Source organism: Xanthobacter sp. NM-25, from assembly GCF_022138605.1.
In the GTDB taxonomy this organism is placed as follows: Bacteria; Pseudomonadota; Alphaproteobacteria; order Rhizobiales; family Xanthobacteraceae; genus Xanthobacter.
Window position 1 is genome coordinate 890,339 of the sequence record NZ_JACBFS010000001.1, and the last position, 15,153, is coordinate 905,491.

17 protein-coding genes are annotated in these 15,153 nt (G+C 68.8%); 8 read left to right on the plus strand and 9 right to left on the minus strand.

All coding sequences use genetic code 11. From position 1 onward, the window contains the following. The first annotated feature begins 97 nt into the window (after nucleotides 1-97). From MEU52_RS04030 to MEU52_RS04045, 4 genes are all read left to right on the plus strand, one after another. Nucleotides 98-529 (plus strand): DUF5330 domain-containing protein, encoded by a 432-nt coding sequence (locus MEU52_RS04030; RefSeq protein WP_238119892.1) that lies wholly within the window; start codon nucleotides 98-100, stop codon nucleotides 527-529. A 192-nt stretch (nucleotides 530-721) separates the two neighbouring features. Then, nucleotides 722-1,144, plus strand: a complete 423-nt coding sequence (locus MEU52_RS04035; protein ID WP_238119891.1) for a SufE family protein — start codon at nucleotides 722-724, stop codon at nucleotides 1,142-1,144. Between the two features lie 93 nt (nucleotides 1,145-1,237). Beyond that, nucleotides 1,238-2,422, plus strand: a complete 1,185-nt coding sequence (locus MEU52_RS04040; RefSeq protein ID WP_238119890.1) for a pyridoxal phosphate-dependent aminotransferase — start codon at nucleotides 1,238-1,240, stop codon at nucleotides 2,420-2,422. Continuing rightward, nucleotides 2,419-3,030, plus strand: coding sequence for a lysozyme inhibitor LprI family protein (locus tag MEU52_RS04045; protein ID WP_238119889.1), 612 nt, complete (start codon nucleotides 2,419-2,421; stop codon nucleotides 3,028-3,030). Before MEU52_RS04040 ends, MEU52_RS04045 begins: the two co-directional genes overlap by 4 nt. 102 nt (nucleotides 3,031-3,132) lie before the next feature. On the opposite strand, the gene MEU52_RS04050 is transcribed toward MEU52_RS04045, so the two are convergent. From MEU52_RS04050 to MEU52_RS04075, 6 genes are all read right to left on the minus strand, one after another. After that, nucleotides 3,133-3,756 carry a 2,3-bisphosphoglycerate-dependent phosphoglycerate mutase gene (locus tag MEU52_RS04050; protein ID WP_238119888.1) on the minus strand — a complete coding sequence of 208 codons (624 nt, stop codon included), beginning with the start codon at nucleotides 3,754-3,756 and terminating at the stop codon, nucleotides 3,133-3,135. A 19-nt stretch (nucleotides 3,757-3,775) separates the two neighbouring features. Beyond that, nucleotides 3,776-4,591 (minus strand): 4-hydroxy-tetrahydrodipicolinate reductase, encoded by an 816-nt coding sequence (dapB, locus tag MEU52_RS04055; protein ID WP_238119887.1) that lies wholly within the window; start codon nucleotides 4,589-4,591, stop codon nucleotides 3,776-3,778. A gap of 52 nt (nucleotides 4,592-4,643) precedes the next feature. Continuing rightward, nucleotides 4,644-5,285, minus strand: coding sequence for a DUF1330 domain-containing protein (locus tag MEU52_RS04060; RefSeq protein ID WP_238119886.1), 642 nt, complete (start codon nucleotides 5,283-5,285; stop codon nucleotides 4,644-4,646). 20 nt (nucleotides 5,286-5,305) lie between these two features. Beyond that, on the minus strand, nucleotides 5,306-6,031 hold the full coding sequence (pyrF, locus tag MEU52_RS04065) for an orotidine-5'-phosphate decarboxylase (RefSeq protein WP_238119885.1): 726 nt from the start codon (nucleotides 6,029-6,031) through the stop codon (nucleotides 5,306-5,308). A gap of 136 nt (nucleotides 6,032-6,167) precedes the next feature. Continuing rightward, a complete protein-coding gene (locus MEU52_RS04070; protein WP_238119884.1) occupies nucleotides 6,168-6,770 on the minus strand; it encodes a class I SAM-dependent methyltransferase in 603 nt (200 codons plus the stop codon). Nucleotides 6,771-6,836: 66 nt separating this feature from the next. Continuing rightward, a complete protein-coding gene (locus MEU52_RS04075) occupies nucleotides 6,837-7,454 on the minus strand; it encodes a TetR/AcrR family transcriptional regulator (RefSeq protein WP_238119883.1) in 618 nt (205 codons plus the stop codon). 79 nt (nucleotides 7,455-7,533) lie between these two features. Between MEU52_RS04075 and MEU52_RS04080 the strand changes: the two genes are divergently transcribed. Beyond that, nucleotides 7,534-8,517, plus strand: a complete 984-nt coding sequence (locus MEU52_RS04080) for an NAD-dependent epimerase/dehydratase family protein (RefSeq protein WP_238119882.1) — start codon at nucleotides 7,534-7,536, stop codon at nucleotides 8,515-8,517. Nucleotides 8,518-8,579: 62 nt separating this feature from the next. Here MEU52_RS04080 and dnaJ read toward each other — a convergent pair whose 3' ends face one another. Next, nucleotides 8,580-9,722, minus strand: a complete 1,143-nt coding sequence (gene dnaJ, locus MEU52_RS04085) for a molecular chaperone DnaJ (RefSeq protein ID WP_238119881.1) — start codon at nucleotides 9,720-9,722, stop codon at nucleotides 8,580-8,582. A 244-nt stretch (nucleotides 9,723-9,966) separates the two neighbouring features. Then, on the minus strand, nucleotides 9,967-11,862 hold the full coding sequence (dnaK, locus tag MEU52_RS04090; RefSeq protein ID WP_238119880.1) for a molecular chaperone DnaK: 1,896 nt from the start codon (nucleotides 11,860-11,862) through the stop codon (nucleotides 9,967-9,969). A 215-nt stretch (nucleotides 11,863-12,077) separates the two neighbouring features. On the opposite strand from dnaK, the gene pncA reads away from it, so the two are divergent. Then, complete coding sequence (gene pncA, locus MEU52_RS04095; RefSeq protein WP_238119879.1) at nucleotides 12,078-12,749, plus strand: bifunctional nicotinamidase/pyrazinamidase; 672 nt, start codon at nucleotides 12,078-12,080, stop codon at nucleotides 12,747-12,749. Between the two features lie 18 nt (nucleotides 12,750-12,767). On the opposite strand, the gene MEU52_RS04100 is transcribed toward pncA, so the two are convergent. Beyond that, nucleotides 12,768-13,148, minus strand: coding sequence for a VOC family protein (locus tag MEU52_RS04100; RefSeq protein WP_238119878.1), 381 nt, complete (start codon nucleotides 13,146-13,148; stop codon nucleotides 12,768-12,770). Between the two features lie 134 nt (nucleotides 13,149-13,282). Between MEU52_RS04100 and MEU52_RS04105 the strand changes: the two genes are divergently transcribed. After that, nucleotides 13,283-13,903 (plus strand): alpha-ketoglutarate-dependent dioxygenase AlkB, encoded by a 621-nt coding sequence (locus tag MEU52_RS04105; RefSeq protein ID WP_238119877.1) that lies wholly within the window; start codon nucleotides 13,283-13,285, stop codon nucleotides 13,901-13,903. 130 nt (nucleotides 13,904-14,033) lie between these two features. Further along, on the plus strand, nucleotides 14,034-15,140 hold the full coding sequence (locus tag MEU52_RS04110; protein WP_238119876.1) for a hypothetical protein: 1,107 nt from the start codon (nucleotides 14,034-14,036) through the stop codon (nucleotides 15,138-15,140). Nucleotides 15,141-15,153 lie beyond the last annotated feature (13 nt).

A 15,153-nucleotide genomic window follows, 5' to 3' on the forward strand; every position in this document is an offset into this window, starting at 1 on the left:
CCCGCTCACACCCCCCGGGGCCACCGCTCTGGTATGATGGCCCTGTTCGACGTGTCGCACACCCAGCGACCGGTGCGAGATGGGGTGAGAGGGAGCGATGTTCTTCCTGCTGCGCGTGATGTTCTGGATCGGACTGGTGCTGCTGCTGCTGCCGCTTGGCCTGAAGGGCAACGACGGCACGAACGTCAGCGTGTTCGACGCCTTCGGCGCGGCGCAGGCGGTGGTGGCCGATGTGCGGGGCTTCTGCAGCCGCCAACCGGAGGCCTGCGCCGTGGGCGGCCAGATGGTCACGCACCTCACCCAGAAGGCCCAGGCCGGCGCCAAGTGGGTGGCCGACGCCATCGGCACGCAGAACGCGCCGACGCCGGCCGCGCCCACAGCCCCCGCCGACGCCACCGTGGCGAGCGGCGGCGCGCCCGAAGCCACCGGCGCCCTCGGCCTCACGCCGCAGGACCTCGCCCCCGCCTGGGGCAAGGGCGACAAGGTGCAGCCCGCCGCCCCCGCCACCAGCGGCAAGCATTCCGGCTGACCCACGCCGTTCGCGCGCCGGATCCACCCCTTGCCGCCAAGCGGTCGGGGACAGGTGGCGCGGCAAGGTTCCTTTTGCCGCCGCAGCGCTCTCGCGGTATGCTCATGGTGCATTGCACAGCCTGCCGCCACATTGCGGCACCCTATTGCGCATCATGGATAGCAAGCGGCTTTCCGCGAAGGGACCGGTTTCATGAACAAGGACACGCTGATCGAGGATTTCGAGTTCCTGGACAATTGGGAAGACCGCTACCGGCACGTCATCGAGCTCGGCAAGGCGCTTCCCCCGTTCCCGGAAGCCGAGCGCAACGAGCACAACAAGGTGCAGGGCTGCGCGAGCCAGGTGTGGCTCATCTGCGAGCAGAAGAGCACGCCGAAGGGCACCGTTCTCGAATTCCAGGGCGATTCTGACGCCCATATCGTCAAGGGCTTGGTGGCGGTGCTGCTGACGCTGGTGTCCGGCCACAGCCCCAAGGAGATCCTGGAGACCGATATTCTCGGCATCTTCCGGCAGATCGGCCTGGAGGGGCACCTGACGCCGCAGCGCTCCAACGGCCTGCGGTCCATGGTGGAGCGCATCCGCACCCACGCCCGCGCGGCCCTGGCCGCCGCCTGATCCCGCCCGCGGGGGTCGCCGCGGCTGGTGGGATGATGCTATCTCATCATCCCACAGCCGCGATCCCAGGCGGCCCCGCGCGGGAGACGCCTTATGCTCACCACCGTCGCCGCCTTCGACCGGATCGGCGAAGAAAATGCCTTTGCGGTGCTGGCCCGGGCCACCGCCTTGGCCGCCAGCGGACGTGACATCATCAATCTCGGTATCGGCCAGCCGGATTTCCGCACCCCCGAGCACATCGTCGACGCGGCGGTGAAGGCGCTGCGGGACGGCGCTCATGGCTACACCCCCTCCACCGGCATCCTGCCCCTGCGCGAGGCGGTGGCGCGCGACCTGCTTCACCGCTACCAGGTGGAGGTCGACCCCGACCTGGTGATGATCATGCCCGGCGGAAAGATGACCATGTATGCGGCCATCCGCCTGTTTGGCGAGCCGGGGGCGGAGATCCTCTATCCGGACCCGGGCTTCCCCATCTACCGTTCCATGATCGAGCACACCGGTGCCACGGCGGTGCCGGTCCCCATCCGCGAAGCGGACGGGTTCGCCTTCTCGGCGGCGGAAACCCTGGCGCGCATCACCCCGCGCACCCGGCTGCTGATCATCAATTCCCCGGCCAATCCCACCGGCGGCGTCACCCCGCCCCAGGAGATCGACGCCCTGGTGGCCGGCCTTGCCGCGCATCCGCAGGTGGCGCTGCTCTCCGACGAGATCTATGACCACTTCCTGTTCGATGGCGCCACCCACCGCACCCTGCTGGCCTATCCGGACATCCGCGACCGGCTGATCCTGCTCAACGGCTGGTCCAAGACCTATGCCATGACCGGCTGGCGGCTCGGCTATTCAGTGTGGCCCCGGCCGCTGTTCGACCAAGTGCGCAAGCTGGCGGTGAATGCGTGGTCCTGCGTCAATGCCCCCACCCAATATGCCGGCATCGCCGCGCTGGAGGGTCCACAGGATGCCGTCGCGGCCATGGTGGCCGAATTCGACGCCCGCCGCCGGCTGGTGGTGGAGGCGCTGAATGCCCTGCCCGGCGTCTCCTGCACCACCCCCAAGGGGGCGTTCTACGCCTTCCCGAACATCACCGGCACCGGCTGGACCTCGGCCAAGGCGCTGGCATCGGCGCTGCTGGAGGAGGCGGGCGTCGCCCTGATCGGCGGCCCGGATTTCGGCGTCCACGGGGAAGGCTATCTGCGCCTCTCCTATGCCGCCTCGCGGGACAGCATCGCCACCGCCATGGAGCGGATCGGCGCCTTTCTGGCCCGGCGGGCAGCGGCTTGAGGTCTGCTCCCGGAACCGGCCTGCGCCGGGTGGCGCTGGGCTTGATAGCGCCAGGCTTGGCGGCGCTGGCGCTCGCCGGCGGGGCCCAAGCCGCGCCCGTCGACCCGGACGGCGGCTTCTGGCAGCCGGTGGAGATCTGCCCGCGGGGCACCGGAGCCCCGCGGGACTATGCCCAGTGCCTCGCGGCCACCATCCGCACCAGCGAGCAGGCGCTGGAAGCGGAACTGGCCAATGCCGTGCTGGTGATCGCCACGCGCGCCGATCTCTCGCCGGCCCAGCGGGGCCGCTGGAAGACCCTGCTGGAGGAGGCGCAGAGCCGTTTCCTTCTGTATCGCAATTTCGACTGCCAGAGCGTGGCGCCGTTTGAAGGCCCCCGCGGCATCGGCAATTTCGAGCAGCGTGCCCTATGTCTCATCGGCGCCAACAGTCGCCGCGCCGCGGAATTGCACGCCCGCTACACGGATGCGCCGCTTGCGGTCGCCTCCGGGCCGCAGAGCCCGCCAAGGCGCGGCGCCGCCGCCTCTGCCGATAGTGCGGCGACGGTCCCCCAGGGTCCGCAGCCCCGCCGCAGCGTCTGGATCTACGCAGTGCCGCCGACGCTCGACTAGAGCCCTTCATCGTTTCAATGAAAGGCTCTGATCCACTGACGTCACGCACCGTCCTGACGCGAGCCGGGACCCGTTTCGCCCGAAGATGCGCGCGGCGCGGCCTCAACCGATGAGTTCGCGCTTCTCCGCCACCGTGGAATCGGCGGCCAGGCGATAGATGATGGGCGCGCCGGTGGCGAGCTCGCGCTTCACGATGGTTTCCGGCGTGTGCTTCTCCAGCACCATGATGAGCGCCCGCAGGGAATTGCCGTGGGCGGCCACCAGCGTGCGCTGGCCGCGCAGCACGCAGGGCAGGATCTCCTGCACATAATAGGGCAGCGTGCGGGCCACCGTATCCTTCAGGCTCTCGCCGGCGGGCGGCGGCACGTCATAGGAGCGGCGCCACACCAGGACCTGCTCCTCGCCCCACTTGGCGCGGGCGTCGTCCTTGTTCAGGCCGGAGAGGTCACCGTAATCGCGCTCGTTGAGGGCGAGGTTGGTCACCGGCTTGAGATCGGCCTGGCCCATCTCCGAAAGGATCAGCGCGCACGTGTTCTGGGCGCGGGTGAGGCCGGAGGTGAAGGCGGTGTCGAAGGTGAGCCCTTCCGCCTTCAGCCGCGCACCGGCCCGCTTGGCCTCGGCCACACCCTGCTCGGTGAGGGCGGGATCGCGCCAGCCGGTGAACAGGTTCTTGAGATTCCACTCGCTCTGGCCGTGGCGCACGAGCACGAGGATACGATCGGACATCAGAGGCTCCGCAACATCTTTAGAAATTGGACAGGCCCAGCACGTCGGTCATGGAGTAGAGGCCCGGCTCGCGCCCCTTGACCCAGCGTGCCGCCACCAGGGCGCCATGGGCGAAGATCATGCGATCCTCCGCCTTGTGCACCAGTTCGATCCGCTCGGCGGGACCGGCGAAGATCACCGCGTGCTCGCCCACCACCGAGCCGCCGCGCAGGGAGGCGAAACCGATGGCGCCCGGCTTGCGCGGACCGGTCAGGCCATCGCGGCCGCGCTCGGACCATTCATCGAGCGGGCGGCCCCGGCCATCGGCCGCCGCCTCGCCCAGCAGCAAAGCGGTGCCCGAGGGGGCATCCACCTTGCGGTTGTGATGCATCTCGAGAATTTCGATGTCGAAGCTCTCGTCCAGGGTGGCTGCCACCCGCCGGGTCAGCGCGGCCAGCAGGTTGACGCCGAGGCTCATGTTGCCGGACTTCACCACCGCCGTGCGCCGCGCGGCGGCGGCGACGGCGGCATTGTCCTGGGGCGAGAAACCGGTGGTGCCGATCACATGGGCGATGCCCGCCTCGGCCAGCCGCTCGGCCAGCCGCACGCTGGCGGCGGGCGAGGAGAAATCGATCACCACATCGGCGCCCGAGACGCTGGCCGCCGCGTCGCTCTCCACCGTGATGCCGCAGGCCGGCAGCCCCGCCATCACCCCCGCATCCTCGCCCAGATGGCTGCTGCCGGCGTGCTCCAGGGCGCCGGCCAGCACCAGCCCCGGCTGCTCAGCGACGGCCTTGATGAGGGCACGGCCCATGCGGCCGCCGGCTCCGGCAATGACGATACGCAGCTCCGACACAGGGTCTCTCCTTGAGATTGCCGGCCCGCGCGTGCGCCGGCCGGAGGCCGGCTCAGCTGGCGGCCGGCTTGCCGGCATAGCCGGAAATGATGATGAGGTCGCCCTCTGCGGCCAGCTTGCGATGGGCGAGCGCCTGCTGATACTCGAACGACTGGTAGCAGGCCCGCGCCGTGGCGAGGTCGGCGAAGGCCACCACCACGTAACGGGAGCGCCCCTTGCCCTCCATCACCTGGGCGCGGCCGCCGCGCACCAGGAACCAGCCCTTGTAGGCGCTGAGCGCCTGGGCGTTGGCCGCCTTGTAGGCCTCGTAGCGCTGCGGATCGGTCACATCCATCCGCACCATCCAGTAGGCCAGGGGGAATTCCGGGCCGACCGCCTGCGGCGGCGCGGCGCTGGCCTGCGGGCCGTCATAGCCTTCCACTACCGCGAGATCAGTGATGGCGCTGTCCCGGCGCAGCCGCACCACCTTCTGATATTCCGGCAGCTGATAGGCGGCGAGGGCCGCCTCATAGGAAGGCCATTCGACCAGCACGTTGCGATGGCGCTTGATGCCTTCGTGATGGTCGAAATCGCCCCCGGCCACCAGGAAATGGGCCCCCTGCTCGCGCAGGAAGCGGATATTGGCCTCCGCATAGGTGATGAACTCAACCGGGTCGACCACGTCGACATTGACGAACCAATAGCCCTTCGCCATGACCACCCCCCTCTCGCGCCTCAGGCGCCGGCAAGCTCCGACAGGATCTGAAGGGCCGCCGCATGCGGGTCGGCCGCGGCCGTGATGGGCCGGCCCACCACCACCATGTTGGCGCCGGCGGCGATGGCTTCCGCGGGCGTCGCCACCCGCTTCTGATCACCCACGGCGGCCCCGGCGGGCCGCACGCCCGGCGTCACCACCAGGCCATCCGGCCCGAGCACGCCGCGCACCATGGCGGCATCGGTCGGCGCGCAGATCACCCCGGCAACACCGGCGGCGCGCGCGTCGCCGGCCCGGCGGCGCACGGTCTGCGTCACGCCGGCGGCATAGCCGGCGGCCGCGAGGTCGGCATCGTCATAGGAGGTGAGCACGGTGACACCGAGCACCTTCAGCCCGCTGCCCGCGGCGCCACGGGCGGCGGCGGCAAGCGTCTGGGGATAGGCGTGGACCGTCAGCAGGCTGACGCCGCGCGCGGCGGCCGCGGCGGTGGCCCGCTCCACGGTGTTGCCGATGTCGTGCAGCTTGAGATCGAGAAACACCCGCTTGCCGGCGCTGATGAGGTCGGCCGCCAGATCAAGGCCGCCGGCGATGGTGAGCTCGAGGCCGATCTTATAGAATGTGACGTCGTCGCCGAGCTGCCATACCAGCGCTTCGGCGGCGGCCACCGTGGGGTAATCCAGAGCGACGATGAGGCGATCGCGCGCCGCCTCCAACCCATGCTCCCCGCCCAGATACTCCCCGGACATAACCCCTCCTGTCTCACGCCACCGCGCCCGAAACGCGGCCTGGCGCGTCTTCAACCACCGGATGGCCTAGCCCGCCGAGGTGGACCGAGGCAAGGTGAAGAACGCGAAAAGCCTGTCGCGCTCCCGTTCGGCCCCCTCACGGCCGGTGATAGACCCACACCCGGGCCGGCGGCAGGTTCATCCATACCCGCGGCGACACCTTGCCCTCGATCTTGCCCGGCAACAGCGGCACCGGCGAGACCACCGCATAGGTGAACTGAACGAACGGCGCGCCGGGGATCGACATGTCGAACGCCTCGTTGACCATGCGATGGCGCTCGGGCTGGGGCATGGTGAACAGCGGCAGCGACGAGATGGTGCCCACCGCCTTGCCCGGCAGCTTGTCGCCCAGGGTCTTGCGCATGGCGTAGGCGTCGCCGTGAATCACCGTCACGCCCGGATAGCGGCGGCGCAGCAGCGCGCAGAATTCCGGATTGTACTCGATGAGGAACAGCCGCTCGGGCGCGAAGCCGCGGGCGAGCAGCGCCTTGGTCACCGGGCCGGTGCCCGGCCCGAGCTCGATCACCGGGCCGTCCTGGCGCGGATCGAGATAGCTCGCCATCATCTTGGCGAGGCCCGGACTGGAGGGAGAGACTGCGCCGGTCTTGAGCGGATTGCGGAACCACGACTGCAGGAAGCGCACTTCGTCGTTGAGGCCCGGCTTGTGGCTGGATCTGCGCGGCTCTCGGGAATGTAGCATCAGCGGCACCTCTGGCGCCCGGTCATCGGAAGGATGCGAGGCGATTAGACGGGAAACGAGGGATGGTCAAGATTCGGCGCCGGCCTCCAGCATGCCGTGGACCAGCGGATCCAGGGCGGCGGAGAACAGGTCTTCGGCAGGTGCCGAAAGGAAAGCCGAGCACGTCATCTTGAGGCTGACGATGCCGTGCAGGCAGACCCAAAGGGTGGTGGCGAGGGTCGCCGGATCGCTGCCGGCGCGCAGCTTTCCGGCCGCGTCGAGCGCGGCGAAAGGCGCGGTGAGAAGGGCAAAGGCGGTGGCGCCCATCTCGTCCTTGCCACCCAGCGCGCTCTGGGCGAAGCCGGCTTCCATGAAAATGAGCCGGTAGCTTTCGGGCTCCGCCCGGGCGAAGGCGATATAGGCCTGCCCCAGGGCGCGGATGCGGGCCAGCGGCGCGACCACCTGCGCGGCCTCGGCCAACCTGTCATGAAGGGCGCGCATGCCTGCGCCACCCAGCTCGCGGGCAATGGCCTCGCGATTCTCGAAATGCAGATAGAGCGCCGCCGGGGAATAGGCCACCTCCTGGGCGATGCGCCGCATGGTCAGGGCATCATAGCCCTCATCCAGCACAATGCGCCGCGCCGCCGCCAGGATGCGCTGCCGGGCATCCTCCTTGCGTCTGGCGCGCAGGGTCGCACCCTCCACGGAGGTCTCCTTCGGCAATTGACATGAACATTGTTTAGTTTATGAACATCGTTCAGTGAACGCTGTTCAGGGTTCTTCTATGACTGATGTGCCCGCATCACAAGCCGCAATTCCCGCGCGCCTCGCCCTGGTGGGCGGCACCGGGGCCATCGGCGCCAGCGTCGGTGCGGCTTTGGCCGCGACCGGCGAACCCTTTGCGGTGATCGGCCGCAGCGCTGGCGCCATCCACAGCCATTTTCCGGCTTCGGTCGAGGCCCGGCCCTGGGACCCGGCCGATGCCGCCTCCATGCGCGCCGCCATGCGCGGGCTCGACACCCTCATCTACACGGTCGGCGTGCCCTATGACGCCTTTCACCTGCACCCCGAGCTGATGGCCCGCACCCTGGCGGCGGCGGAAGCGGAAGGGGTGCGGCGCCTGCTCCTGATCGGCACCGCCTACGGGTTCGGCCGGCCAAAGGCCGCGCGGGTGGACGAGAGCCATCCGCGCGCGCCGCACACCTTCAAGGGCCGCATGCGCAAGGACCAGGAGGACCTGGTGCTGGAGGCCCACGCCCGGGGCCGCATCGCCACGAACATCCTGCGCCTGCCCGATTTCTATGGTCCGGGCGTGGAGCGCAGCTATCTCGCCGACATCTTCACTGCCGCAGCCACCGGGCGCCGGGCCAAGGTCATCGGTCCCATCGACCGGCCCCATGAGTTCGTGTTCGTGCCCGATGTGGGCCCGGTGGTGCTGCGGCTGCTGCAGCTGGACGCCGCCTTCGGCACCACCTTCAACCTGGCGGGAGCCGGCACCATCACCGTGCGGGAGGTGGCCGAGCAGGCGTTCGCGCTGGCCCGCCGGCAGCCCCGCCTGCTGGTGGCGAACCGGCTCATGCTCCGCCTCGCCGGCCTGTTCGATCCGATGATGCGGGAGCTGGTGGAGATGCACTATCTGATGACCGATCCGGTGATCTTCGACGACAGCGCCCTCGCCCGCCTCATCGGCCCCATCCCCAAGACGCCCTATGCCCAGGGCATCGCCCTGAGCCTGGACGCGGCGCGCAAGGCTGCCCGCGACCGCTGACCCAAACGAAAACGGCCCGGCGACATCCCTGTCGCCGGGCCGTTTCACGACATCATCCCGCCTCAGGCGCTCTCGCCAGCGGCGCCCTGGAAGAATTCCTTCACCTTGGCGAAGAAGCCGGTGGATTCAGGATGGGTCTCGCCGGAGCATTCCTTGTCGAACTCGGCCAGCAATTCCTTCTGCCGCTTGGTGAGCTTCTGCGGGGTTTCCACCACCACCTGCACATACATGTCGCCGAAATTGCGGGTGCGCAGAATGGGCATGCCCTTGCCGGCCAGCCGGAAGCGCTTCTGCGACTGGGTGCCCTCGGGCACCTTCACCTTGGACTGGTCGCCGTCGATGGTCGGCACCTCCACCTGGCCGCCCAGGGCCGCCGTCACCATGGAGATGGGCACGCGGCAATAGAGGTCCGCCCCTTCCCGCTGGAAGAAGGGGTGCGGCTCGATGGACAGGAAGATGTAGAGATCGCCAGCCGCGCCACCGCGCACGCCGGCTTCACCCTCGCCACCGAGACGGATGCGGGTGCCATCCTCCACCCCCGCCGGGATCTGCACCGACAAGGTGCGCTCGCGGGTCACCCGGCCGGCGCCGCCACAGGCGCCGCACGGATCCTCGATCACCGAGCCGCGGCCCTGGCAGCTCGGGCAGGTGCGTTCCAGGGTGAAGAAGCCCTGGGCGTGGCGGATCTTGCCGGCGCCGCCGCAGGTGCGGCAGGGCTTCGGGCTGGTGCCCGCCTTGGCGCCGGTGCCGTTGCAGGCTTCGCAGCTGACCGAGGTAGGAATCTTGATCTGCGCGGTCTTGCCGGAGAACGCCTCTTCCAGCGTGATTTCCATGTTGTAGCGCAGGTCCGCGCCCCGGCCGCGGCCACCACCGCCGCCACCGCCACGGCCGCGGCCCATGGCGCCGCCGAACAGATCGTCGAAAATATCAGCGAAAGAGGAGGCGAAGTCATTGCCGAAGCCGGCTCCGCCGCCGCCATTCTCGAAGGCGGAATGGCCGAAGCGGTCGTAGGCGGCGCGCTTCTGCGGGTCCTTCAGGACCTCATAGGCTTCGTTGACTTCCTTGAACTTGATCTCGGCTTCCCCGTCGCCCTGGTTGCGATCGGGATGCCATTTCATGGCGAGCTTGCGGTAGGAGGCCTTCAGCACCGTTTCGTCGGCGCCCCGGTCCACGCCGAGAACTTCATAAAAATCGCGCTTGGCCATGCTCGTCCATCACCCGCCGCAACGGGCCTCTGCCCCGCCGTCCGGGCCTGAGGCACGCCGGACAGTGTCCCCGGTTCCTATGAAACGCCGCCCTGTCCGGAGCCTGCCGCCGGCATCGCAGGGGGCCGATGCCCCCACCTCCCGCCACGGCACGCCCGGCGGATCCAGACGCGACGATTGAAACAACATGCGTCCCGCCGGAAGCGGGACGCCGGCGGGCCCTGGGGCCCACCGGCGCTTTTGATCAGGCCGACTTCTTCTTGTCGTCGTCCACTTCGGTGAACTCGGCGTCCACCACGTCTTCCTGAGGCTTGGAGGCCCCTTCCTCGCCGCCCTGCTGGGCCGCATACATGGCTTCGCCGAGCTTGAGCGACACCTGCGCCAGGGTCTGGGTCTTGGCCTCGATGGCCTCCACATCCTCGCCCGAGAGCACGCCCTTGAGGTCGGCGATGGCGCTCTCGATGGCGCCCTTGTCGGCATCGCCGATCTTCGAGCCATGCTCGGAGAGGGCCTTCTCCGTGGAGTGGACCAGAGCCTCGCCGTGGTTCTTGGCTTCCGCCAGAGCCTTGCGCTTCTTGTCGTCGGCCGCGTGGGCCTCGGCGTCCTTCACCATCTTCTCGATATCGGACTCATTGAGACCGCCGGACGCCTGGATCCGGATCTGCTGCTCCTTGCCGGTGCCCTTGTCCTTGGCGGAAACCTGCACGATGCCGTTGGCGTCGATGTCGAAGGTCACTTCCACCTGCGGCACGCCGCGGGGCGCCGGCGGGATGCCGACGAGGTCGAACTGGCCGAGGATCTTGTTGTCCGCCGCCATTTCGCGCTCACCCTGGAACACGCGGATGGTCACCGCGGTCTGCCCGTCCTCGGCCGTGGAGAACACCTGGCTCTTCTTGGTCGGGATGGTGGTGTTGCGATCGATCAGGCGGGTGAACACGCCACCCAGGGTCTCGATGCCCAGCGACAGCGGGGTCACGTCGAGCAGCAGCACGTCCTTCACGTCGCCCTGGAGCACGCCGGCCTGGATGGCGGCGCCGATGGCGACCACTTCATCCGGGTTGACGCCCTTGTGGGGCTCCTTGCCGAAGAACTGCTTCACCACTTCCTGGACCTTGGGCATGCGGGTCATGCCGCCCACCAGCACCACCTCGTCGATCTGCCCGGCGGAGAGCCCGGCATCCTTGAGAGCGAGCCGGCAGGGCTCGATGGTGCGCTGGATCAGGTCTTCCACCAGCGCCTCGAACTTGGCGCGGGTGAGCTTCATGGTGAGATGCTTCGGGCCGGAGGCATCGGCGGTGATGAACGGCAGGTTGATCTCGGTCTGCGTGGCGGACGAGAGCTCGATCTTGGCCTTCTCGGCAGCTTCCTTCAGCCGCTGGAGGGCGAGCTTGTCGTTGCGCAGGTCGATGCCCTGCTCCTTCTTGAACTCGTCAGCCAGATAGTTGACGAGCCGCATGTCGAAGTCTTCGCCACCCAGGAAGGTGTCGCCATTGGTGGACTTCACCTCGAACACGCCGTCGCCGATCTCCAGCACCGACACGTCGAAGGTGCCGCCGCCGAGGTCATAGACCACGATGGTGCCCGCCGACTTCTTGTCGAGGCCATAGGCGAGCGCGGCCGCGGTCGGCTCGTTGATGATGCGCAGCACCTCGAGACCGGCGATCTTGCCGGCGTCCTTGGTGGCCTGGCGCTGGGCGTCGTTAAAGTAAGCGGGAACGGTGATGACCGCCTTCTCGACCTTCTCACCGAGATAGGACTCGGCGGTCTCCTTCATCTTCTGCAGAATGAAGGCGGAGATCTGCGAGGGCGAATATTTCTTGCCGTCGGCCTCCACCCACGCGTCGCCATTGTCGGCGCGCACGATCTGGTAGGGCACCAGGCTCTTGTCCTTGGTGACGGTGGGATCATCGAACCGGCGGCCGATGAGGCGCTTGACCGCGAAGAACGTGCGCTCCGGATTGGTCACGCCCTGCCGCTTGGCGGGCTGGCCGACCAGACGTTCGCCATCCTCGCTGAAGGCGACGATGGACGGCGTGGTGCGCGCGCCCTCGGCGTTTTCAATGACTTTCGGGCTGGAACCCTCCATCACCGCAACGCACGAATTGGTGGTGCCGAGGTCGATACCGATGATCTTGGCCATATAGTTTCTCCTTGTCGGCAGACCGACCGGGCCCTTTCGGCACCCGCAGGGAACGATCGCGGGCCCCTCCCCCGACCAGTCCGCCGGCCCCCTTCACTTGAAATTGGGGTTCGTCGCGAAACGACGATCGAGGCGGATATAGGGGGGGTGATTTGGCGCCGCAAGGCATGCTAACTGGCCGACGCGCCCTTTTTCACGCGCCGTGAGGATGCCCAATGCCCGCCCAGCAGGTTGCGCCCGTAACTGCGAGGTCGGGGCGCGCCCCGAATGCCCGCTCTGCCCTGGTTGTGATCGACGTGCAGGTGGACTTTCTGCCGGGCGGTGCCCTGGCGGTGCCCCACGGCGACGAAGTCGTGCCAATCGCCAATTATCTGGCCCAGAGCTTTGACAATGTGGTGTTGACCCAGGATTGGCATCCCGCGGGCCACATCTCGTTCGCCTCCAGCCACCCCGGCCGGGTCGCCCACGAGACCATATCGCTGCCCTATGGCGAGCAGATTTTGTGGCCAGACCACTGCATCCAGGACAGCGTCGGGGCGCGGCTGGCCTCCCGGCTCGACATTCCCCACGCGCAGCTGATCGTGCGCAAGGGCCACCACAGCAACATCGACAGCTATTCCGCCTTCTACGAGGCCGATCGCGCCACGCCCACCGGCCTCGCCGGCTACCTGCGCGACCGCAGCATCGACACGGTTTATGTGATGGGGCTCGCCACCGATTTCTGCGTGTCCTGGTCGGCGGTCGATGCGGCGCGGCATGGCTTCGCCACCCATGTGATCGAGGACGGATGCCGCGGCCTCGACCTCAATGGTTCCCTCGCCCGGGCCTGGGCCGACATGACTGCGGCGGGTGTCCACCGGGTCACGCTCGACGAGTTCGCGGCCTGAGCCCAGCCGCCCGCGTCGTCAGGCGTCGTTGGCGGTCATCCAGCCCATGGGCGCGCCGGTGGCGTCGGCGACGATGGCGATGCGGCCGATGCCGGGCACCTCGAACGCCGACCGCAGCACCTGGCCGCCATTGGCCTCCAGCAGCTTCAGCCGGGCGTCGATGTCGTCCACATTGATGTAGGGGAACCAATGGGGCGGCACCTCCGGCGGCAGGATGTCGGTCTTATCCATCATCCCGGCCACCGGCTCGCCGCCCAGATGCGCCACGTAATACGCGTGGCCGTCGCCGGAAGGCATGGCGTCGAAGGTCCAGCCCAGCGTCGCGCCGTAAAACGCCCTGGCCTTTTCCACGTCGTCGGTCAGAAGCTCGTTCCAGTAGAATTTGCCGTGCTGGGCCATGGGCCTGCTTCCTTCCGGGCGGTGACGGGGCGCACCGCCTCATTGCATGTTGGGGCATGTGCCTGCCCACAGGCTTGGACTAAGTTCGACGTGACCGCAAGGCCGTCCCGGCCCGGTCCCACCGGAGGCTGCCCGTGACCTCGTCTCTCGCGCTCGCCCCCGGGGCACGATGGTATCCTGAAGCCTTCGATCCGCAGGCGCAGGCCGCGCTCCTGGCCGAGGTGCGCGCCGTGCTGGCGCAGGCACCCCTGTTCACCCCCACCATGCCGCGTTCCGGCAAGCCGTTCACCGTGCGCATGAGTGATTGCGGGCCACTCGGCTGGGTCTCCGATGCCGCCGGTTACCGTTACCAGGCCTTCCACCCGGACACGCGCGCGCCCTGGCCGCCCCTGCCGCCCCGGATCGCCGATGCCTGGAGCCGGTTCGGCCGCGCCGACGTGCCGGCGGAGGCCTGCCTGATCAATTATTACGGCCCCGACGCCCGCATGAGCCTGCACCAGGACCGGGATGAAGCGGACCTGACGGCGCCGGTGGTCTCCATCTCGCTGGGGGATACGGCGGTGTTCCGCCTCGGCACCGAGGTCCGCTCCGGCCCCACCCGCTCCATCCGCCTCGGCTCCGGCGACGTGTTCGTGCTCTCGGGGGCGAGCCGGCTCGCCTTCCACGGGGTCGATCGCATCATTCCCGGTTCATCGCGCCTGTTGGCGGAAGGCGGGCGGTTCAACCTGACCTTGCGGCGGGTCACCGCTGCGTGAAGCCGGTGACGCCGGCGCGGCATTCGTGCCACGGTGCGGGCCGGATCCATTCGGGCGATTCGTCCGGCACCCCCCGGCCCGGCGGGTTTGCCAAGCGGCCGGGCGCGCTGGAGGCTGAGGAGCGACGTTCATGATCCACGCAATTGCGCGCCTTCGGGTGAACGCCCGCTCCACCCTCGCCCCCCTTGCCGTGGCCGCCGTGACGCTGGCCCCCCTGGCCGCCCCGCAGGCCCAGGCTCAGACGGCCCAAGCCGAACCGGCCCAGACTGCGCCGGCCCAGACTGCGCCAGCCTCCGCGCCGGCCCCGTCCACCCAATCCGCCCCTGCCCAATCCGCCCCGGCGCCGCAGGCCCAGCAGGCCGCGCCGAGCCGCGAGGTGGTGTTTCCACCGGGCGCGGTGATCGGCCTTGTGCCACCCCCGGGCATGGTGCCGAGCGACAAGTTCGCCGGCTTCGAGGACCGGGGCCGCAATGCCTCCATCCTGATGGTGGACATGCCGCCGGAGGCCTATGGCCAGCTGGTGGAGGGCTTCACCGATGCCGCCCTCGCCTCCAAGGGCATCACCGTGGAGTCCCGCGCGCCCTTCCCCATTCCCGGCGCCAAGGCGGAGCTGGTGACCGGCACCCAGACCGCCGGGCCGTTCCGGGTGCGCAAGTGGATCCTCCTGGCCGGCACCGACATGACCACTGCGCTCATCACCGCCCAGGTTTCGGAGAGCGACGCCGCCGCGTTTCCCGATGCCGACATGAAGGCGGCGCTGGCCACCCTCGCCTTCCGCTCCGTGCAGGACCAGGTGGCGGCGCTGCCCTTCACCGTCACCGAACTGTCCGATTTCCACGTGGTGCGCACCTTCGGCGGCAACACCGTGATCCTCACCCGGGGCCCCAAGAACAGCATTGAGGGGCCGGAGCAGCCCTATATGGTGGTGACGGTGGCCAACGGCTCCCCCCGCGAGGACGAGCGGCGGCAGTTCGCCCTGCGCGCCCTCAGCACCCTCAACGGCCTGCGCGACATGAAGGTGGAGCGCGCCGAGCCCCTGCGCATCAACCAGACGCCGGGCTTCGAGGTGATGGCCCAGGCGGTGGACGCCAAGACCGGCGAGCCGGTGAAAATCGTGCAATGGCTGCGCTTCGGCCCCACCGGCCACATGCGCATGGTGGCGGTTTCCAAGCTCGATGCCTTCCCCGATGTCTACGCCCGCCTGCGCGCCATTCGCGACGGCATCGACGCCCGCTGAGGCGCCGACCGTG